The 19,606-nt window shown below is 64.1% G+C and carries 18 protein-coding genes and 1 pseudogene; 13 read left to right on the forward strand and 6 right to left on the reverse strand.

What is annotated here, in order from left to right; translation table 11 throughout:
- Position 1 precedes the first annotated feature (1 nt).
- Positions 2-397 (forward strand): lactoylglutathione lyase, encoded by a 396-nt coding sequence (gloA, locus tag N826_RS04525; protein ID WP_044426184.1) that lies wholly within the window; start codon positions 2-4, stop codon positions 395-397.
- Positions 398-488: 91 nt separating this feature from the next.
- Here gloA and N826_RS42815 read toward each other — a convergent pair whose 3' ends face one another.
- From N826_RS42815 to gltX, 3 genes are all read right to left on the reverse strand, one after another.
- Positions 489-710: a hypothetical protein gene (locus N826_RS42815; RefSeq protein WP_147040119.1), complete on the reverse strand. Its 222-nt coding sequence runs from the start codon at positions 708-710 to the stop codon at positions 489-491.
- Entirely contained in the window at positions 703-2,001 is a 1,299-nt protein-coding gene (gene gltA / locus N826_RS04530) for a citrate synthase (RefSeq protein ID WP_044426185.1), read from the reverse strand. Before gltA ends, N826_RS42815 begins: the two co-directional genes overlap by 8 nt.
- A 102-nt stretch (positions 2,002-2,103) precedes the next feature.
- Positions 2,104-3,510, reverse strand: coding sequence for a glutamate--tRNA ligase (gltX, locus tag N826_RS04535; protein WP_044426186.1), 1,407 nt, complete (start codon positions 3,508-3,510; stop codon positions 2,104-2,106).
- A 124-nt stretch (positions 3,511-3,634) separates the two neighbouring features.
- On the opposite strand from gltX, the gene N826_RS04540 reads away from it, so the two are divergent.
- The 4 genes from N826_RS04540 (at position 3,635) to N826_RS04555 (ending at position 7,716) form a co-directional block, all read left to right on the forward strand.
- Positions 3,635-5,743 (forward strand): ComEC/Rec2 family competence protein, encoded by a 2,109-nt coding sequence (locus N826_RS04540; protein WP_044426187.1) that lies wholly within the window; start codon positions 3,635-3,637, stop codon positions 5,741-5,743.
- A 178-nt stretch (positions 5,744-5,921) separates the two neighbouring features.
- Complete coding sequence (locus N826_RS04545; RefSeq protein WP_308518112.1) at positions 5,922-6,308, forward strand: RT0821/Lpp0805 family surface protein; 387 nt, start codon at positions 5,922-5,924, stop codon at positions 6,306-6,308.
- Between the two features lie 45 nt (positions 6,309-6,353).
- Positions 6,354-6,914, forward strand: a complete 561-nt coding sequence (locus tag N826_RS04550; RefSeq protein WP_157599323.1) for an RT0821/Lpp0805 family surface protein — start codon at positions 6,354-6,356, stop codon at positions 6,912-6,914.
- A 118-nt stretch (positions 6,915-7,032) separates the two neighbouring features.
- Entirely contained in the window at positions 7,033-7,716 is a 684-nt protein-coding gene (locus N826_RS04555; RefSeq protein WP_044426190.1) for a response regulator transcription factor, read from the forward strand.
- Here N826_RS04555 and N826_RS04560 read toward each other — a convergent pair.
- Entirely contained in the window at positions 7,649-11,071 is a 3,423-nt protein-coding gene (locus tag N826_RS04560) for a NahK/ErcS family hybrid sensor histidine kinase/response regulator (RefSeq protein ID WP_063772189.1), read from the reverse strand. The genes N826_RS04555 and N826_RS04560 overlap by 68 nt on opposite strands.
- Before the next feature lie 144 nt (positions 11,072-11,215).
- Between N826_RS04560 and N826_RS04565 the strand changes: the two genes are divergently transcribed.
- The 3 genes from N826_RS04565 to N826_RS04575 all read left to right on the forward strand — a co-directional run bounded on the left by N826_RS04565 (position 11,216) and on the right by N826_RS04575 (position 13,878).
- Positions 11,216-11,521, forward strand: coding sequence for a DUF485 domain-containing protein (locus N826_RS04565; RefSeq protein WP_044426191.1), 306 nt, complete (start codon positions 11,216-11,218; stop codon positions 11,519-11,521).
- A complete protein-coding gene (locus N826_RS04570) occupies positions 11,518-13,221 on the forward strand; it encodes a cation acetate symporter (protein ID WP_044426192.1) in 1,704 nt (567 codons plus the stop codon). The genes N826_RS04565 and N826_RS04570 overlap by 4 nt, the downstream gene beginning before the upstream one ends.
- Before the next feature lie 171 nt (positions 13,222-13,392).
- Positions 13,393-13,878: a DUF2934 domain-containing protein gene (locus N826_RS04575; protein WP_211099204.1), complete on the forward strand. Its 486-nt coding sequence runs from the start codon at positions 13,393-13,395 to the stop codon at positions 13,876-13,878.
- A 71-nt stretch (positions 13,879-13,949) separates the two neighbouring features.
- On the opposite strand, the pseudogene N826_RS04580 reads toward N826_RS04575, so the two are convergent.
- Both N826_RS04580 and N826_RS04585 read right to left on the reverse strand, forming a co-directional pair.
- Positions 13,950-14,375, reverse strand: a pseudogene (locus N826_RS04580) (DUF4383 domain-containing protein); the annotation flags it as partial.
- 122 nt (positions 14,376-14,497) lie between these two features.
- Positions 14,498-15,181: a FadR/GntR family transcriptional regulator gene (locus N826_RS04585; protein WP_044426195.1), complete on the reverse strand. Its 684-nt coding sequence runs from the start codon at positions 15,179-15,181 to the stop codon at positions 14,498-14,500.
- Between the two features lie 141 nt (positions 15,182-15,322).
- Here N826_RS04585 and N826_RS04590 point away from each other — a divergent pair, with 141 nt between their 5' ends.
- The 5 genes from N826_RS04590 to N826_RS04610 are packed head-to-tail and all read left to right on the forward strand — an operon-like array spanning position 15,323 to position 19,496.
- Positions 15,323-16,405, forward strand: coding sequence for an ABC transporter substrate-binding protein (locus N826_RS04590; protein WP_211099205.1), 1,083 nt, complete (start codon positions 15,323-15,325; stop codon positions 16,403-16,405).
- Positions 16,405-17,217: an ABC transporter permease gene (locus tag N826_RS04595; protein ID WP_044426196.1), complete on the forward strand. Its 813-nt coding sequence runs from the start codon at positions 16,405-16,407 to the stop codon at positions 17,215-17,217. Before N826_RS04590 ends, N826_RS04595 begins: the two co-directional genes overlap by 1 nt.
- Positions 17,217-18,020 (forward strand): ABC transporter ATP-binding protein, encoded by an 804-nt coding sequence (locus N826_RS04600; RefSeq protein WP_044426197.1) that lies wholly within the window; start codon positions 17,217-17,219, stop codon positions 18,018-18,020. Before N826_RS04595 ends, N826_RS04600 begins: the two co-directional genes overlap by 1 nt.
- A gap of 22 nt (positions 18,021-18,042) precedes the next feature.
- Positions 18,043-18,798 carry an ABC transporter permease gene (locus N826_RS04605; RefSeq protein WP_044426198.1) on the forward strand — a complete coding sequence of 252 codons (756 nt, stop codon included), beginning with the start codon at positions 18,043-18,045 and terminating at the stop codon, positions 18,796-18,798.
- Positions 18,795-19,496, forward strand: a complete 702-nt coding sequence (locus tag N826_RS04610) for a fumarylacetoacetate hydrolase family protein (protein ID WP_044426199.1) — start codon at positions 18,795-18,797, stop codon at positions 19,494-19,496. The genes N826_RS04605 and N826_RS04610 overlap by 4 nt, the downstream gene beginning before the upstream one ends.
- The last annotated feature ends 110 nt before the right edge of the window (positions 19,497-19,606 follow it).

Consider the following 19,606-nt stretch of genomic DNA (forward strand, 5'->3'; position numbering starts at 1 on the left):
GATGGCGAATTTCCGCATGCTGCACACGATGCTGCGGGTCTATGACCTGGACAAATCGATCGACTTCTACACCCGCCTGCTCGGCATGAAGCTGCTGCGCCGTACCGACTTCGAAGGCGGCCGCTTTACGCTGGCTTTCGTCGGCTATGGCGAAGAATCGGACCATACCGTCCTGGAGCTGACGCACAACTGGGACCAGAAGGAGCCTTACCAGCTCGGCACCGCCTATGGTCACATCGCGCTTGGCGTGCCGGATATCTACGGCACCTGCAAGGAGCTGGAGGCGGAAGGCGTCAAGATCCCGCGTCCGCCCGGCCCGATGAAGCACGGCACCACCGTGATCGCCTTCATCGAGGATCCGGATGGCTACAAGGTGGAACTGATCGAACGTTCGTAGGTGAAATCTACGTAGCGGCGCCATAGTCGCGCGAGAACGAAAAGGGCGCTCCACGGAGCGCCCTTTTTCATTGGGTCGATACCGCAGCGGGTTAGTGCCGCAGCAGGTACCAGGCTATTCCGCCGACGATAGCCAGCAGGAGGATCCAGCGCGCCAGACGCAGCAGCCGCACCCGCATGGGAGCACGGTTGTCGTTAGCCGCCTGAGGGAAGATGCGGGCGCCGCGAGTCGTCGCAATGCTCACAGGGGGATTGCGGGCGGATCCATTGGACCCGCCCGAGCCGATATGGGAAGTGACGCGCCGGTCAGCCACGCTCGTTCTGCGGAATGAACGTCCGCTGCGTCGCACCGGTATAGAGCTGACGCGGACGGCCGATCTTCTGTCCCGGATCTTCGATCATTTCCTTCCACTGGGCGATCCAGCCCACGGTGCGGGCGACGGCGAACAGCACGGTGAACATGCTGGTCGGGAAGCCCATGGCCTTCAGGATGATGCCCGAGTAGAAATCGACGTTCGGGTACAGCTTCTTCTCGATGAAGTATTCGTCCTCGAGAGCGATACGCTCCAACTCCATCGCGATGTCGAGCAGCGGGTCGTTCTTGATGCCAAGGTCGCCCAGCACTTCGTGGCAGGTCTCTCGCATCACCTGGGCGCGCGGATCGAAGTTCTTGTAGACGCGGTGGCCGAAGCCCATCAGCCGGAAGCTGTCGTTCTTGTCCTTGGCGCGCTTGATGAACTCGGGGATGCGGTCCTTGTCGCCGATCTCCTGGAGCATCTTCAGCACCGCCTCGTTGGCACCGCCATGGGCGGGGCCCCACAGGGACGCAATGCCGGCGGCGATACACGCGAACGGGTTGGCGCCCGACGAGCCCGCCAAACGGACCGTGGAGGTCGAGGCGTTCTGCTCGTGATCGGCATGCAGGATGAAGATGCGGTCCATCGCCCGGCTCAGCACCGGATTGTTCACGTACGGCTCGCAGGGCACGCCGAACGTCATGTAGAGGAAGTTTTCCGCATAGCTGAGATCGTTGCGCGGATACATGAAGGGCTGGCCGACCGAGTACTTGTAGGCCATCGCGGCGATTGTCGGCAGCTTGGCGATCAGCCGGTGGGAGGCGATCATCCGCTGCTTGGGATCTTCGATGTCCGTGCTGTCGTGATAGAAGGACGACAAGGCGCCGGTCACGCCGCAGAGGATCGCCATCGGGTGGGCGTCGCGGCGGAAGCCACGCAGGAAGTAGTTGATCTGCTCATGGACCATCGTGTGATAGGTGATGGTCTTGTCGAAGGTGACGAGCTGTTCGGGGGACGGAAGCTCGCCGTGGAGAAGCAGGTAGCAGACTTCAAGGAAATTGCAGTTCTTTGCCAGATCCTCGATCGCATAGCCGCGGTGCAGCAGAATACCTTCATCGCCATCGATATAGGTAATCTTGGACTCGCAGCTACCGGTCGAAGTAAAGCCGGGGTCGTAGGTAAAATAACCGCTATCGGCGTAAAGTTTACGAATATCTATCACTTCAGGGCCGGTAGTGCCTGGGAGCACCGGCAGCGTGTAAGTCTTCCCGGTGCTGTTATCAGTCAGCGTAACCGTTTTCTGGCTCATCTCGGCACTTCCTTGTGATTGCGGCGTCGGGAAAACCCGAACCGTCTCATATCAAGTGAGAATAATGCTGCGAAGCTGTGTTGGCAACGCAGCGCGTGGGCCTTAGCGCGGTTGCGCAATATCCGCAATGCGCGCCAGTGTTTCTGTTTTCCCTAATAACTCGGCAACCTCGAAAATTGGTGGAGAAACTGTCGAGCCGGACAGGGCCGCCCGTAACGGCTGAGCTACCTTGCCAAGCTTAAGTCCCTTATTTTCAGCGTATTGCCTCACTTCCGCCTCGATCGATGCGGCATCCCAAGCGTCGAAAGGACGCAGCCGCTCGGCCAATTCCGCCAGTACCGCAGCCCCTTCGCCGGTAACCAAGTCGGCCGCCTTGTCGGTCATCTTGAGCGGCCGGGCCACTACGTAAAAGTGCGCCGAGTCCGCCAATTCAACAAGCGTCTTCGCCCTTTGCTTCAGTCCCGGCATTGCCCGCGTCAACAGGTCGCGGGCTTCTGAATTCACCGGTGCTCCTGATTTCGCCTCGATGAGCGGCACGATCAGGCCGACCAGACGGGCGTCGTCAGCCAATCGCATGTAATGCGCGTTCAGGTTGTCCAACTTAGCGAAATCGAAGCGCGACGGCGACCTTCCGATGCCGCCGAGATCGAACCACTCGACCGCCTGTTCGGTCGAGATGATCTCGTCGTCGCCGTGACCCCAGCCAAGCCGAAGCAGGTAGTTGCGCACGGCTTCCGGCAGGTAACCCATGTCCCTGTAGGCATCAACGCCCAGCGCGCCGTGCCGTTTCGACAGTTTCGCGCCGTCAGCCCCATGGATGAGGGGGATATGCGCGAACTGGGGCAGGTCCCAGCCCATCGCGCGATAGATCTGGATCTGGCGGAAGGTGTTGGTCAGGTGGTCGTCGCCGCGGATCACATGGGTCACGTTCATGTCGTGGTCGTCGACCACGACCGAGAGCATGTAAGTCGGCGTGCCGTCCGCCCGCAGCAGGACCATGTCGTCGAGCTGCGCGTTCTGGACCCGCACCTCTCCCTGGACATGGTCGGCCAAGACGGTTTCACCTTCCTGCGGCGCCTTCAGCCGGATCACGGGCGAGACCCCGGCGGGTGCTTCCGCCGGGTCGCGGTCGCGCCAGCGCCCATCGTACCGCATCGGCTGGCCGGCGGCCTTCTGTTCGGCGCGCATCGCTTCCAGCTCTTCCGGGCTGGCGTAGCAGCGATAGGCGTGGCCGGCCTCCATCATCTGGTGCGCGACTTCGGCATGGCGGCCGCGCCGCTCGAACTGCGACACGGCGTCGCCGTCCCAGCCTAGTTCGAGCCACTTCAAGCCGTCGAGGATGGCCTCGACCGCCGCTTCGGTGGAGCGGGCGCGGTCGGTATCCTCGATCCGCAACAGGAAGGTGCCGCCGTGATGGCGGGCGAACAGCCAATTGAATAAGGCTGTACGCGCCCCGCCGATATGGAGAAATCCGGTGGGCGAGGGCGCAAAACGCGTGACGACGGTCATCGTTACCGCAATTCCGATCTGGACTGCTAGAATGGTTTGGGCAGACATATCACACTGGGGCCGGCCATGCACCCCAACCGGCGGAATGATGGGTAGTCACGCATCGCGGACCACAGTTTACGGCATGGCTGGTGCGCTCGCGGGCCGGGGGTCTGGGTGGCGCAACCCGCTACGCCGGCTGGGCGCCTGCTTCGCGGCGGAGCGGGAGCGCTGGATTCTCTGGATACCCGTGGGCATCGGCCTGGGCGTCGTCGGCTATTTCCTGCTGCCGGCCGAGCCGCCGGATTGGAGCGGAGCCATCGCGGCGTCGCTGCTGGCACTGTCGGCCATGCTTCTGCGCCGGTTCGACCTTGCATTGCTGGTTTGCCTGGTGCTGTTCGCCCCGGCTCTCGGGTTTGCCGCGGCTCAGGTGCGAACCGCGCTGGTTTCCGCTCCCATGCTGGTGAAGGAAGTCGGACCGGTTCCGGTTACCGGACGTGTCCTCAGCATCGACAAGCTTGAAAAAGGCGGACGGGTCGTGCTGACCGACCTGTCGATTCCCCGGATCGATCCGGCGGCTACTCCGGGCCGTGTCAGGCTGCGCCTGCGGAACGCTTCGGAACTGCCGCTGCCGGGCGAACGGGTCCGGATCGTGGCGGTCGTCTCGCCGCCGCCGGGGCCGGCCATGCCCGGCGCCTTCGATTTCGGCCGCTCCGCCTTCTTCGCCGGGATCGGCGGCGTCGGCTACGCGGTCGGCAAGGTCCAGCGGATAGAGGACAGGCCGCTCGATTTCTGGACCGGGGTCATGGCGGCGGCGGAGCGGCTGCGGGTATCGATGGGGACCAGGATCGGCGAAACGGTCGGTGGGGCGGAGGGCGGCGTCATCGGCGCTTTCCTGACCGGCCAGCAGACTGCCATCCCTGACTCCGTGATGGACGATTTCCGGGCATCGGGCCTTGCCCATCTGCTCTCGATCTCCGGCATCCATGTCAGTCTGGTTGCAGCGCTGGTGTTCTTGCCCGTCAGGGCTTTGCTGGCGCTGATCGAACCCGTGGCGTTGAACTGGCCGATCAAGAAGATAGCGGCCGTGGCGGCCGTCGCCGGCGCCTTTGCCTATATGCTGCTGGTAGGGTCGCCGGTCCCGACCGAACGGTCCGTCCTGATGACCAGTCTTGCCATGCTCGCCATCCTTCTCGACCGCAACCCGCTCAGCATGCGCCTGATCGCCTTCGCCGCTGCCATCGTCATCCTGAAGGAGCCGGACAGCGTCGTGGGCGCCAGCTTCCAGATGTCTTTCGGTGCGGTCGTCGCCTTGATCTCGGCATACGAGGTCATCAGCGGCCCCTGGGGGGAGATGCGCAGGAAACTGGGATGGTTCGGCCGCCTTTGGATGCATCTGGCCGGCATCGCCGTGACTTCGGTGATCGCGACCCTGGCGACGATGCCGTTCTCGCTCTACCATTTTCAGCAGATCCAGTACTACGGCGTTATCGCCAACATGATCGCGGTCCCGGTGACATCCGTCTGGGTCATGCCGGCCGGCATGATCTCATACCTTGCCTTTCCGTTCGGTCTTGAGGAATGGCCACTGACCGTCATGGGCTGGGGCGTCACCGTTATCCTGGAAACAGCCCGCATCGTGGCGGCGCTTCCCGGTTCCACCAAGCTGGTTCCGGCCATGCCGCCCTGGGGCTTGGCACTGATGGTGTCCGGCGGCTTGTGGCTTATGCTGTGGCGGGGCCGCTGGCGGCTGTGGGGGCTGCCGGTCATAGCGCTGGGCGTCATGTCGCTGGCCTTCACGCTCCGGCCCGATATCCTGATCGACGATCAGGGGAAGCTGATGGCCGTGCGGGAAGCGTCGGGCGGGCTGGCGCTGTCCACGAAGACGTCGGGCAAATTCGACGCCGGGGTCTGGCTGCGCCGTGACGGGTCGACCGAAAGCACGGTCTGGCCGCGCGAGGGGAGGAGCGCCGACGGTATGCTCAGTTGCGATCGGCAGGGATGCCTCTACCGACGCGGCGGTTATATCGTCGTTCTCGCGAAGAGCCGGGATGCGCTGGCGGAGGATTGCCGGATAGCGGATATCGTGATCACGCCCGATCCGGCGCCAAGAGGATGCCGCGCCCCTGTTGTGATCGACCGTTGGCGCCTGCTGCGCGGTGGTGCCCACGCGGTTTACCTTTTGGGTCCCGAGCCAAGGGTCGAGACGGTCACGGCGGAGCGGGGCATTCGTCCCTGGGTTCCGCAACGCTGACCAAATGCCGAGGAGTTGTAGCCCTTTCGTATGGGGCTTAATTCGGCGTCTCATGTGTTTATCTCTCTGGATGCGAAACCAGAGGTGCATGATGCGTAAGCTTGTCCTTTCGACTTTATTGTCCGCGTCGCTGTTGGCGACTGCCGGATGCGCTGAAGGCATCGGGACGAAACAGGGTGTGGGAACGCTGGGTGGTGCCGCTGCGGGCGGTCTGGCTGGCGCGCAGTTCGGCAAGGGAACGGGCCAATTGGCGGCGACCGCCGGCGGTGTGCTCCTGGGGGCGCTGCTCGGCGGCGAAGTCGGCAAGTCGCTCGACCGCGCTGACCAGAGCTATGCCACCAGGGCAGCCGACCGTGCCTATTCCGCCCCGATCGGCGAGCCGATCCGGTGGGAAAATCCGGAGAGTGGCAACTATGGCACCGTGACGCCGACCCGGGAGGGCAGGACTTCCAATGGCCAGTACTGCCGCGAGTTCAACCAGACCATCTATGTCGGCGGCCGGGCGGAACAGGCGACGGGCCGGGCTTGCCAGCAACAGGACGGCACCTGGCAGATCGTGCAGTAACCTGGAGATGATCACCCGGAGTCCACCGACTCCGAGGAGGGTATGATGAAGAAGCCGGTTCTGGCGCTTGTCGCGCTGGCGATGGTCGCGGGGTGCTCACCCTACGCCAGCGTCGGGTATGGCACCGGATATAACGGTTTCAATGTCGGAACCGGCGTCAACCTCTATCCCGGCGGCTCGTACGCTTCGCCGGGTTTCGGTTCCGGAACCAAGCAGTTCCTAGGAACCTTGGGTGGTGCTGCGCTGGGTGGCTGGGCCGGATCGGGCATCGGCGGCGGAACCGGCAAGCTGGCCGCGGTCGGCGCCGGAACCCTGCTCGGCGGTCTGCTGGGTTCGGGTTTCGGCAGTTCGCTCGACCGCGCCGACGAGGTCTATGCGAGGAGGGCGGCGGCGCAGGCCTACGCGGCGCCGGTGGGTGCCCCGATCCAGTGGAGCAATCCGTATAACGGTAACGCAGGCGCCGTCAGAACGACCCGAGAGGGCTGGGCCGCATCCGGCGCCTATTGCCGCGAGTTCCAGCAGCAGGTCGTCGTCGGGGGCCGGGTGCAGTCGGCATTCGGTCAAGCATGCCAGCAGCCGGACGGAAGCTGGCGAATCGTCGGCTAAAGACTCAGCGGCAAACGCGCTTCGACTTTAGCGTTCGATATAGCCGTATGCCTTGGTTGCAGCCGGGACAGCCGCACCTGATAATCGTTCATCGGGAGCGAAACGCGAAAGAGCCGAAATGCCGGCCTGCACCATCCTCATTGCCGACGACCATCCGCTGATGCGGGCAGCCTTGCGCCAGACCGTGGCTCAGGCTTTTCCAGGTGCGCTGATCCTGGAAGCCGGGGCCTTCGATCCGGCGATGGAAGCGATCGAATCGGTCAGTGGCGCAGTCGACCTGATCCTGCTGGATCTGCACATGCCTGGGATGAACGGCTTTATCGGCCTTTTCCTGATGCGGGGACAATACCCGGCTATTCCCGTCGTCATAGTCTCGGCCCTGGAGGATCCGGCCACAGTCCACCGGGCCTTGGGCTACGGCGCCTCGGGCTTCGTGCCGAAATCGGCCCCGGTGGAGCGGATCGCCGAGGCCCTGCGGACCGTGCTGGACGGTGGCGATTGGTTTCCCGAACTTGGCGACGGCTTCGAGGACGCTCCCGAGGAGCAGGACGAACCGGACTTCGCCGCCCGTGTCGCTACACTGACGCCCCAGCAGCTGCGCGTCCTGGCCGGAATCACCGCCGGAAAGCTCAACAAGCAGATCGCCTTCGAAATGGCCGTGTCGGAAGCCACCGTGAAGGCCCACGTCACGGTGATCCTGCGGAAGCTGGGCCTCTACAGCCGGACGCAGGTGATCATCGCTGCGGGACGTCTGGTGGTCGAGCCTCCGCGCGAGGAGCAGGCAGGGCGGGCAACGGGGTGAGGGATGAGCTTGGGCCGGGACGATGCCCAGCTGTCAGGCGCGACACCAGGGCTTTGAGCGCGCCGGGGCGGATCGGCTTATGGGCGACGGCGTAGCCGCGCTCGGCGGCTTCCGCCTGAATAGCACCGCTGCGGTCCGCCGTGATGAGGGCGGTGGGAACTGGCGACCCGAAGTGCCGCGCCAGTTCCTCCAGGATCTCGATGCCGGTGGCGCCCCGGTCGAGGTGGTAATCGCTCAGGATTGCCTGCGGCACCCTGCCGTCCAGGACGGCAAGCGCGCTTGCTCCGTCTGATGCGGCCAGCACACGGCAGCCCCAGCCCGTCAGCAGGGTTTCCATTCCCTGTACGACGGCCGGATCGTTGTCGATGCACAGGACCAGCGCGTCGTTGAAGTTCCGTGCCCGGCGCTGCGGAACTGTCCTTGGTGCGCTGACAGGCCCGGCCGCCAGCGGGACTTCGATCGCGAAACAGCTGCCCCGGCCATGAGTGGACCTTACCGAGACGCTGTGGCCCAGGATTCCGGCAAGACGCTCCACGATGCTGAGGCCCAGGCCCAAGCCCTTGCCGCGTTCCGCCGGCGCGTCCTCCAGCTGGCGGAACTCGATGAAGATGTCCTCCAGCTTGTCCGGCGGAATGCCGATGCCAGTGTCCCACACCTCGATCCGGAGGGTGTTCGGTCCCCTACGGCATCCCAGCAGCACCCGGCCGGAGCCGGTATAGCGGATCGCGTTGCTGAGGAGGTTGCGCAGGATGCGCCTCAGCAAGGCTGGATCGCTGCGCACACCGGCGGTCGACCCGACCATCCGGAAGCCCAACCCGTGGGCACCGGCCTGGGCGGTGAACTCGGCCTTCAGCGGGCCTAAGAGTTCGTCGATCCTGAAGTCCAAAGGCTTCGCCGTCACGACGCCGGAGTCGAGTTTGGAGACGTCCAGCAACTCGCCCAGCAACTCCTCGACCGACCGGAGCGAAGCGTCGGTCTGACCGACCAGCGGATCGCCGCTCCGTTCCGCCAGGGCCGACAGGAACAGGCGGGCGGCGTGGAGCGGCTGCATCAGGTCGTGACCGGCGGCGGCGAGGAAGCGCGTCTTGCCCTGGTTCGCCCGCTCGGCCTCCGCCTTGGCGATGAGCAGGTCGGCGGTCCGCTCTCCGATCCGGCGCTCCAGGCTTTCATTGGCTTCCCGGAGTTCCATGGCTGCCCGGCTGCGCTCCGTCACGTCGGTATAGGTTATGACGAATCCGCCGTCGGGCATGGGATGGGTCGCCACCTCCAGCTCCGTCCCGTCGTTGCGCGGGCGGATGAGGGCTTTCACGTCGCTTAGCGGCATGCCGGCCTTCAGCAACCCGTTCGGCAGCTGGTTGAGCTCTACGAAGCGCCGGTTCCAGGTCGCCAGCAGGTTTGCGCGGTCCACCACGCAGATTCCCTGGGCGATGCTTTCCAGCGTGGTCCGCAGCAGGTCGTGGTTGGCCAGGATCGCCTTCGACGCCTCGTCCAGCATCGACCGTGCGTCGAGCTGCGACAGCCGCCCGCCCTTCAGCATGCCGGCGACCACGACGCGGGCGGACGCGGAGCCGAGCGCGCCGGCCAGCAAGTTTTCGGTCTGCCGGACCGCTTCCGCATCGGCCTTGTCAAGCCAGCCGGGCCGGCCGGCGAAGACGGCGTCGGCTCGCTCGAACCCGACATAGCGTGCGGCCAGCGCGTGCAGGTCGGCTATCCGCGTCATGCCGCGCAAGGCGGGAGCGGTGCCGTCGGAACCCATTCCGACGAATCGCTCCGCCTGCTGCCGCTCGATCTCCCCTTGCCGCATCGTCAGAGACAAGCCGACGTAGCAGGTCAGATTGAGGCCGAGGCTCCACATGACCGAATGGGTCAGCGGATCCGGTCCCGGCCAGCCAATCAAGGCGCGCGGGTTGAGCCAGCCGATCCCCAGCGGTCCATGGACCACCAGGCCGGCATCGATCCAGCCGGCGTCGGCGACGGACGGCACCAGGGCCGTATAGGCCCAGACGGCGAAGCCCATAGCGATGCCGCCGATAGCCCCGGCCCGGTTGCCGCGCCGCCACAGGATGGCGCCGAACAGGGCAGGGGCGAACTGGGCCACCGCGGCGAACGACACCAGCCCGATCGTAGTCAGCGGATAGGTCTCGCCGATAACCCGGTGGAAACCGTAAGCCAGCGCCAGGATCCCAACGACGGCGGAACGCCGGACCACCAGAAGCATCCGGGCCGGATCGTCGCGCCATGCCGCGTTGCCAGGCCGTATCCTCATCAGGCCCGGGACGACGACATCGTTGCAGAGCATGGTGCTGAGCGTCACCGCCGCGACGATGATCATCCCGGTCGCGGCCGACAGCCCGCCGATGAAGGCGATCAGCGCCACGGCCGGCCATCCCTCGGCCATCGGGATCGACACCATGAAGGTATCGGCGCTGACGGTGCCGTCGGGGAACAGCAGGACCCCCGCCAGGGCCACCGGCATGACGAACAGGTTGATGATGATCAGGTAGAGCGGGAACAGGCGCGCCGCCGTCCGTACGTCATCGACATGGACGTTCTCGACCACAGCGACGTGGAACTGCCGGGGCAGGCACAGGATGGCGAAGGCGGACAGCAGCGTCATGGTCCACCAACTCCACGTCGCCAGATCCGGCACCATCAGGCTGCTCAGCCGGGGATCGGCCGCGACCCGGCCCCAAAGCTCCGCCGGTCCGCCCATGATCGCGAAGGTCACGACGATCCCTACCACCAGGAAGGCGGCCAGCTTGACCAGCGATTCGAAGGCTACGGCCAGGACCAGTCCCCGGTGATGTTCGGTCGCGTGGATGTTGCGGACGCCGAACAGGATGGAGAAGACGGCCATGGATGCCGTCACCAGCAGCACGGTATCCGCCGATACCAGGCGGTCGGCGGTATCTGCGCCGGTGAGCGCCTCGAAGCTGATGGTGATCGCCTTCAACTGGAGCGCCAGATAGGGCATGACGCCGATCACCGCCGTCACGGTTACCAGGGCCGCTACCGCCCGGCTCTTGCCGTAGCGGGCGGACAGGAAGTCGGAGATCGAGACGGTGTTTTCCGCCTTGGCGATCCTTACCAGCCGCGCCAGTACCGGCCATCCCAGTCCCAGCATCAGGATCGGTCCGAGATATATCGGCAGGAAGTCGAAACCGCTGACGCTGGCCCGCCCGACCGAGCCGTAGAAGGTCCAGGACGTGCAGTAGACCGCGAGGCTGAGGGTGTAGAGAAGCGGCGCGCGGGTAGGCGGACGCCCGGACGCGGCCCAGCGGTCGCCTTGCCATGCGACGGCGAACAGGACGAGCAGAGTGCCAAGCGACACCAGGGCCACGACCCAGGTTTCCATTCCTTAGTTTAATTCCGTTTGCCGCGTGTTTCTCGAAATTTATTAACCATAGACCAAGGTCGGGGGTCCCAAATGCTGAAGATAAGATTAAAGATTGCTCGATGGAGGCGGCCTTGTAAAAACAGCCTTCCGAGGAGACCCCAAATGCAACAAGAACTGACCCGCAGGATCAGGAACAATCCAAAATTCGCCGAATTGACTCAAAAGAGAACTAAATTCGGCTGGCAGCTATCGATCCTGATGCTGGCAATCTATTACGGTTTCATTCTGGTTGTCGCATTCGCGCCTTCGGTGCTCGGGATACCGATCTACGGCGTTATCACGCTTGGCATTCCAGCCGGCCTCTTCATCATCGTGACGGCCTTCGTGCTGACCGGAATTTATGTCCGTCGCGCCAATTCCGAATACGACGAGTTGAACCGGCAGATCATCGAGGAGGCCAGACGATGAAGCGCATTTCCCTGAAAATCGCGGGAGCGGCCGCCGCCCTGACCGTCGGTACGGCCGGTACCGCGTTCGCTGCCGATGCGATCGCGGGCGCCGTCCAGCAGCAGGCGACCAACTGGACCGCCATCGTCATGTTCCTGCTCTTCGTGGCGGGAACCTTGGGCATCACCTACTGGGCCGCGTCCAAGACCAAGACCGCCAAGGACTTCTACTCCGCCGGCGGCGGCATCACCGGCTTCCAGAACGGTCTGGCGATCGCCGGCGACTATATGTCGGCAGCGTCCTTCCTCGGTATTTCGGCGCTGGTCTACACGTCGGGCTTCGACGGCCTGATCTACTCGATCGGCTTCCTGGTCGGCTGGCCGATCATCCTGTTCCTGGTCGCGGAGCAGCTCCGCAACCTCGGCAAGTACACCTTCGCCGACGTGGCCTCGTACCGGCTCCAGCAGACACCGATCCGCCTGCTGGCCGCTTCCGGCTCGCTGGTCGTCGTGGCGCTCTACCTGATCGCCCAGATGGTCGGTGCCGGCAAGCTGATCCAGTTGCTGTTCGGTCTGGAATACGTCTACGCCGTCGTCATGGTCGGCATCCTGATGATCCTGTACGTGACGTTCGGCGGCATGCTGGCGACCACGTGGGTCCAGATCATCAAGGCCGTCCTGCTGCTCTCCGGCGCCTCGTTCATGGCGATCATGGTGCTGGTCCAGTACAACTTCAACTTCGGTGCGCTGTTCCAGGCCGCCGTGGACATGCACCCGAAGCATCTGGCGATCATGCAGCCGGGTACGCTGGTCAGCGATCCGATATCCGCGATTTCGCTCGGCATCGCGCTGATGTTCGGCACCGCCGGGCTGCCGCATATTCTGATGCGCTTCTTCACCGTCGCCGACGCCAAGGAAGCCCGTAAGTCGGTCTTCTACGCGACAGGCTTCATCGGCTACTTCTACATCCTGACCTTCATCATCGGCTTCGGCGCCATCGTCCTGCTGATGAACAACCCCGAGTTCTTCCGTCCCGGTCCCGACGGCACGGTCAATCCACTGACCAACATGCTGGGCGGCAACAACATGGCGGCGATCCATCTGGCCAAGGCGGTCGGCGGTGACCTGTTCCTGGGCTTCATCTCCGCCGTCGCCTTCGCCACCATCCTGGCCGTCGTGTCGGGCTTGACGCTGGCGGGTGCTTCGGCAGTCAGCCATGACCTCTACGCCTCGGTGTTCCGCCGTGGCCGGGTTAACGAGCAGCAGGAAATCCGGGTCTCCAAGATGGCGACCGTCGCCCTGGGTGTCCTGGCTATCGTCCTTGGCATCGCCTTCGAGCAGCAGAACATCGCCTTCATGGTCGGTCTTGCCTTCGCCATCGCGGCGAGCGCCAACTTCCCGATCATCGTCCTGTCGATGTTCTGGTCCAAGCTGACCACCCGCGGCGCCCTGATCGGCGGCTTCATGGGCCTGATCAGCGCCACCGTGATGGTGATCCTGGGACCGACCGTGTGGGAAAGCGTGCTGGCCCACCCGAAGGGCAGCGCACCGTTCCCCTACGACAACCCGGCGATCTTCTCGGTTACGCTGGCCTTCCTCGGGTCGTGGTTCTTCTCGATCATCGACAAGAGCGAGAACGCCCGTGCCGAGGAGCGCGCCTTCGAAGCGCAGTACATCCGCTCTCAAACCGGCATCGGTGCCGAAGGCGCCTCGGCCCACTGATCCCGGCACCTTGCCCGGCGATCGTAAGAACGACCAACCTCCCTGACGCCAACCTGATTGGCGGATGAACTGAATGGCTCTGGGAACTTGCTTCCCAGAGCCTCTTCTTTATGATTATTCAATCCCGGAACATCGTGCGGTGGCATGTGTTTGGGCCTAAAACAACCGTGCTTGGAGGACATCATGTCACCAGAACAGGAAGACCGTATCAAACAGCGCGCCTACGAAATCTGGGAGCGCGAAGGCTGCCCGGATGGGCGCGGCGACGTGCATTGGTCGATGGCTGTTCAGGAAATTCGTGCCGAGGACGGCTGGGTAGACGATGCGGCTGATTCGGATGGTCCGACGGACGACCTGTCGCGTCAGCTCGGATCGGCCGAGGCTGCCCTTGCGCCCGAAGGTGCGACGACCACGGCGGAGGAGCCTGCTCCTGTAAAGAAGTCGCGTGCCAAGAAGACTGCGGCGCCCAAGGTGGAGGCCGCCGAACCTGCTGAAGCTGCTGAGACCACTGAGGCTCCGAAGAAGACGCGCAAGGCCGCCGCATCCAAGCCGGCCGTCGCTGCCAAGACATCCGCATCCAAGACCGAAGCAAAGACCACGGCCGCTTCCAAGGAAGTCGCCGAGAAGCCGAAACGGGCTGCCAAGGTCAAGGCCTGACGCTTCGGGAACTGTAAACCGGGCGGTAAGCACAACCGCCCGGCAATGCCGGGCGGCCACGGCCAGCCTTCTTAGATCCGGTGGTTCGTGGTGGTCGTCGTGCTCGAATACCCGACGCTCCGGTCGGTGGCGACAAAGCCGAAATAGGCGGCGGCGATGGCGATGACGGCATGCAGCCAGATGTCATGACCGTACAGCGGGATCAGGCCGAAGGTGGTGTTGAGGCCGGGAATGATACCCATGACCGCGAGCACGGCGTAGAGGGCCGCCACGGCCTTGGAGTAACCCCGCGCGCCGGTATAGCTGCGATACGCGGCGATACCCCAGATACCGAAGACGATATGAACGACGTTGTGCAGGGCGTTGACCGGGAACAATCCCATCAGCCGTCCGAAATTCTGCGTGACCTCGACATCGCCCACGTGTTCGGGGCTGTGCATGAGGCCCGGAACGAAGCCGGCAATGCCGATCAGCAGGAAAACAACGCCGAGCACGAGCGAGAAGTAACGAAAGTATCCTCCACAGGTTGTGGGCTTTCCTGTGGCGGCTCAACAGCATGACCGGAGATGAGTCGCGGCCTGCGATTCGACCGAGGCAAAAAGAGTCCCGTCAATATGGTCTATTGGCTGTAGTTCAGCAGCTTACGCTCCACCGTTTGGAGATGGCGCCGCATGGCCTGCGCCGCCTCGTTCATGTCGCGGTCGGCGATCGCGCCGACGATCTCCTCGTGCTCCTTGAAGCTGTGGTGGTCGGGGTCAGGACGGGTCCTGTTGGCCCGCAGCCGTCCCCAGACCACGGCGCGCCGCACTGCATTCAGCGTGTCGAACATGGCGAGCAGCAGGGTGTTGCGGGTCGCCTCCGCGATGGAGCGGTGCAGGCGATTGTCCCATGACTCATACTGCCGCCAGCTTGTGGCTGAGCGTGAGCGCGCCATGCAGGTTCGCATTTCGGCGATGTCGGCAGCCGTCGCGTTCAGCGCCGCTAATCTTGTGATTTCCGGCTCGATCAGGATGCGGGTCTGCATCACTTCGGCCGGATTGGTCCTGCTGGTCGCCGTGGACAGGTCCGCGAGGCTTTCCGCCGGGCGGGCGCCGATGAAGGTGCCCTTGCCGACATGGCGCCAGAGCTGGCCTTCCGCCTCCAGGGTCGCGAGCGCCTTCCTCAACTCCCCCCGGCTGACGCCGAGTTGCTGGCATAGCTCGCGCTCGGGCGGGAGGCGGCTGTCCACCGACAGCGGAGCCTGCGCCAGGAAAGCGCGAAGCTGGGTAAGCGTGCCTTGGGGATCGACACCGTCAGTTGTCATGATCTCTCAACCAATGTTCGGATTGGTCAGAAGATAATCGCCCGAAACTAGGCTATTACGCAAGGGGATTGCTTGACGTCCCATAAACAATCTGTTTACCATTGTCTTATTGGTTACGAATGGTTGGGATCAACCCACCCGGTGAGCGAAGTTCACACCACCGCCGTCATCGATGTCGGTGACAGGCGGCCTTCCTGGGAGGAAGCGATGAAATTACCAACTCCATCAAGGTTTGCCCGGAAAGCGGTCCATCTCGGAGCGGCGCTGGCGCTCTCCGCCGGGCTTGGCGGCTGGGCATCCGATGCCTTCGCCGCCGGCAAGATCCGGGTCGCTTTCGGCGATATCGCGTCGGTCGAGGCGCTGGGTTTCCTGACGGCGCTGGAGCGCGCAAAGGAGCGCGGCGTCGAAATCGAGATCAATTATCTGAAGTCGGAAGACATCGCCGCCCAGGCCGTCGTCGGCGGGCAGGCTGATGTCGGCGTCGGCACGCCCTACGCTCTGCTCCAGAAGGTCCGGGCTCCCATCCGCATCTTCTACCAGATGAGCACGCTGCGCTTCTATCCCGTGGTCAACACGGAGTTCTACAAGGATTGGTCCGACCTCAACGGCCAGGAGATCGCGGTTCATTCGCGCGGTTCCGGCACCGAGGCGATCATGAACCTGCTCGCCAAGAAGAACGGCATCAAATACGGACAGGTCAGCTACGTTCCAGGGTCCGAAGTCCGGACCGGAGCCCTGCTCCAGGGCAACGTCAAGGCGACCATCGTGGATTCGGCCGGCTGGCGGCTGCTGGAGACCAAGGCGCCCGGCAAGTTCAAGGTGCTGCCGGTCGAAGGCATCGACGCCAGCGACGAGGCGCTCTACGCCAACACCAATTTCCTCCAGAAGGAAAAGGACGCGGTCAACATCCTGACCGAGGAATTGCTGACCACCTTCCGCGAGATCAACGCCAATCCGGCCGTGGTCACGGAATTCCGAAGCAAGTACAGCCTGCTGCCGGACCTGCCGCCCGAGGTGGTCGAGGACATCAAGCCCTACTACGCCGACGCGGTCGAGGTCGGGCTGTTCCCGGCGAACGGCGGCGGCGCCGATGCGGCGCGCGACGACTTCGAGTTCTATACCGTGGCCGGCCAGATCCAGGGCGACCCGGCAAGCCTGAAGGTCGAGGATTTCTGGACGCTCGGGCCGCTCGATCAGGCTTTGCAGAAAGTCGGCCGCAAGTAATGGCTCATATCTCCGTCCCTAACAATGAAGTACCGGGCTGGATCAGGTGGGCGGCCACGCGGGATCACACCCTGCTGTGGCGCCTGCTGTCCCTGGGGCTGTTCGCCGGCGCCTGGGAAATCGCGGGGCAGATCCCGATCAACTACGCGCTGCCGCCGTTCTCCCAGACCTTCATGGCCTTCGTCGGCATGGTGCTGGACGGCAGCCTGATCGGGGCCTATGCCACGACGCTCCAGCCGCTCTTGATCGGCATCGCGATCTCGGCCGTGCTGGGGGTGTCCATCGGCGTCCTTATGGGATTGCGGCCGATGGCGGAATGGCTGGCCGCTCCCGTCTTCATCGTGATGCAGGCGGCCCCGATGGCGGCGCTGATCCCGCTGATCACCTTCGTCTACGGCATCGGCATGACGTCCAAGGTGCTGGCGGTCTGCGTGCTGGCGCTGCCGGTGATCGTGCTGAACTGCTACAAGGCGGTCCGCAACGTCAATCCGTCGCTGGTCGCGATGTGCAGGTCGTTCCAGGGGACGCGCTGGCAGCAGGTGGCGAAGATCGTCATTCCCGACGCCAGCCCGCTGATCTTCGCCGGCTTGCGGCTCGGCATCTCGGCAGGCTTCATCGGCATCGTGCTGGCCGAGCTGCTGATCACGCCGACCGGCATCGGCGACCTGATCACCTATCACCGCTCGGTCGCCAACTATGCCGAGATGTACGCGACAGTCGTTTCCATCATCGTATTCTCCGCCGTCACCGTAGGGGGTTTGCAGCGCGTCGAGCTGACCCTGTTCCGGCCCGAGAAAAGGGAGATTGCCTGATGCCGGCCGCCCTGCCACGCATCCACGAGCGCCCAATGCCAGCAATCCGTGACAACATCGTCGAAGTCCGCGGCCTGTCGAAGTTCTACGGCGGCTTCCAGGCGCTCAAGGAAATCGATCTCGACTTCCCGGAAGGCGAGCTGATCTCCCTGCTGGGTCCCAGCGGCTGCGGCAAGACCACGCTGCTGAAGATGATCGCCGGCCTGCTGGAGCCTTCCGCCGGTCAGGTCTTCGTCAAGGGCAAGGCGGTCACTGGACCAGGGCCGGAGCGGGCCTTCGTCTTCCAGGACTTCGCGCTGATGCCCTGGGCGACCGTGCTTCGCAACGTCGCCTTCGGGCTGGAACTGCGCGGAACGCCAAAGGCGGAGCGGCACGAGACCGCGCGGCGCTACATCGCCGAGGTCGGTCTTGCCGGGTTCGAGGAACGCTATCCGCACGAACTGTCCGGCGGCATGCGCCAGCGCGTCGGACTGGCCCGAGCGCTGGCGGTCAACGCCGACGTGCTGCTGATGGACGAGCCGTTCTCCGCCGTGGACGAGCAGACAAGGCGCAAGTTCCAGGAAGACCTGCTGCACCTGCGCCGCGTCCAGCGCAAGACCTTCATCTTCGTCACCCACAGCATCGAGGAAGCGGTCTACGTCTCCGATCGGATCGTCCTGCTGTCGCGCCGGCCGGGCCGGGTTTCCCGGATCATCGAGCCGGATATCCCGCGCGACGGCACGCCCGACGAAATCCGCCGCGACCGCCGGTATCTCGACACGGTCGAGGATATCTGGGACGGCCTGAAGCAGTTTGTCGATTGAGCGGGGAAGGGGAGATGCCGTCATGATGCTGTTCGGTTACCGCCTGCCCATGATGTCCTCGCTGCTGGTCTGGTGCCTGATCTGGGAGATCGTCGGCCAGCTGGACCTGATGTTCCTGATCCCGCCGCTGTCTTCCGTCGTCGTCGCGATGGTCGAGCTGATTCAGACCAAGCAGTTCCTGGCCGCCACCGCCGTCACGCTGCGAAGCTTCGTCACCGGCATGGTGCTGGCCATCGTCGCCGGCGTATCGCTCGGCGTGCTGATGGGGCGGTTCCGGGCGGCGGACAGGCTGCTCGGCATGTGGGTCAACCTGTTCGTCAGCGCGCCGCTGTCGGCCCTGGTGCCGATCCTGATGATCCTGTTCGGGCTGGGCGACGCGACCATCGTCGCGACGGTCTTCCTGTTCGCGGTCTGGATCATCGCCCTGGACACCCAGGCCGGCGTCAAGCACATCTCAGGCTCGTTGGTCGAAATGAGCCGTTCGTTCGGGGCGTCGCAGCGCGACGTCTATCTGAAAATCCTGCTTTGGGCGGCCCTGCCGGAGATTCTCGCCGGCATCCGCCTGGGCATGATCCGCGGTGTGAAGGGAGTGGTGATCGGGCAGCTTCTCGTCTCGGTCATCGGTTATGGTGAGTTGTTCGAGCTTTACTCCCGCAATTTCCTGATGGAGCGGTTCTGGGCCCTGACCATTCTCGTCTTCGCTTTCGCCATCCTGGTGTCCGAACTCGTCGGCGCCATTGAAAAACGTGTCGAATATTACGCTGGAGTCCGTCAATGAGTGCCTCAAACACCGGCCGCTGGGCCTTCGAACCCGCCGCCACCCCCAGCCTGCCGATTCGCGGCTCCGACGCTCTTTTCCCGGTCCACCGGATCTACTGCATCGGCCGTAACTTCGCCGCCCACGCGATCGAGATGGGCCACGATCCCAACCGCGAACCGCCCTTCTTCTTCCAGAAGAACCCGGACAATCTGGTCACCGACGGCAAGTTCCCGTACCCGGACCGCTCCGACGACGTCCATTTCGAACTGGAACTGGTCGTGGCGCTCGCCAAGGGCGGCAAGAACATCCCGATCGATCAGGCACTCGACCATGTCTACGGCTACGGCGTCGGGCTCGACATGACCCGCCGCGACCTTCAGGGCGAGGCCAAGAAGCTTGGCCGTCCGTGGGAAATCGGCAAGGCGTTCGACGCGTCCGCTCCCTGCACGGAGATCATTCCGGCATCCGAACTGGGCCATCCGAACCAGGGCCGCGTCTGGATGAAGTGCGACGACGAATTGCGCCAGGAAGGCGACCTAAACCAGATGATTTGGAAGGTGCCGGAGATGATCAGCTACCTGTCCGACTACTTCACGCTTGCCGCCGGTGACCTGATCTTCACCGGCACCCCCGCCGGCGTCGGCGCGGTCAAGCGCGGCAACGTGCTGGTCGGCGGCGTGGACGGGGTAACCGAGCTGAAGGTTTCCGTCGTTTAAGCGATCCGGTATGACCAGACGAAAGGGAGCATCGGCATCTAACGATGCTCCCTGGATTTCGGGAAATTAACGCTGTATCACCGAAAGACAGGCGGGGAATACTCCCCGCG

It is taken from the genome of Skermanella aerolata KACC 11604 (assembly GCF_000936425.1).
In the GTDB taxonomy this organism is placed as follows: domain Bacteria; phylum Pseudomonadota; class Alphaproteobacteria; order Azospirillales; family Azospirillaceae; genus Skermanella; species Skermanella aerolata.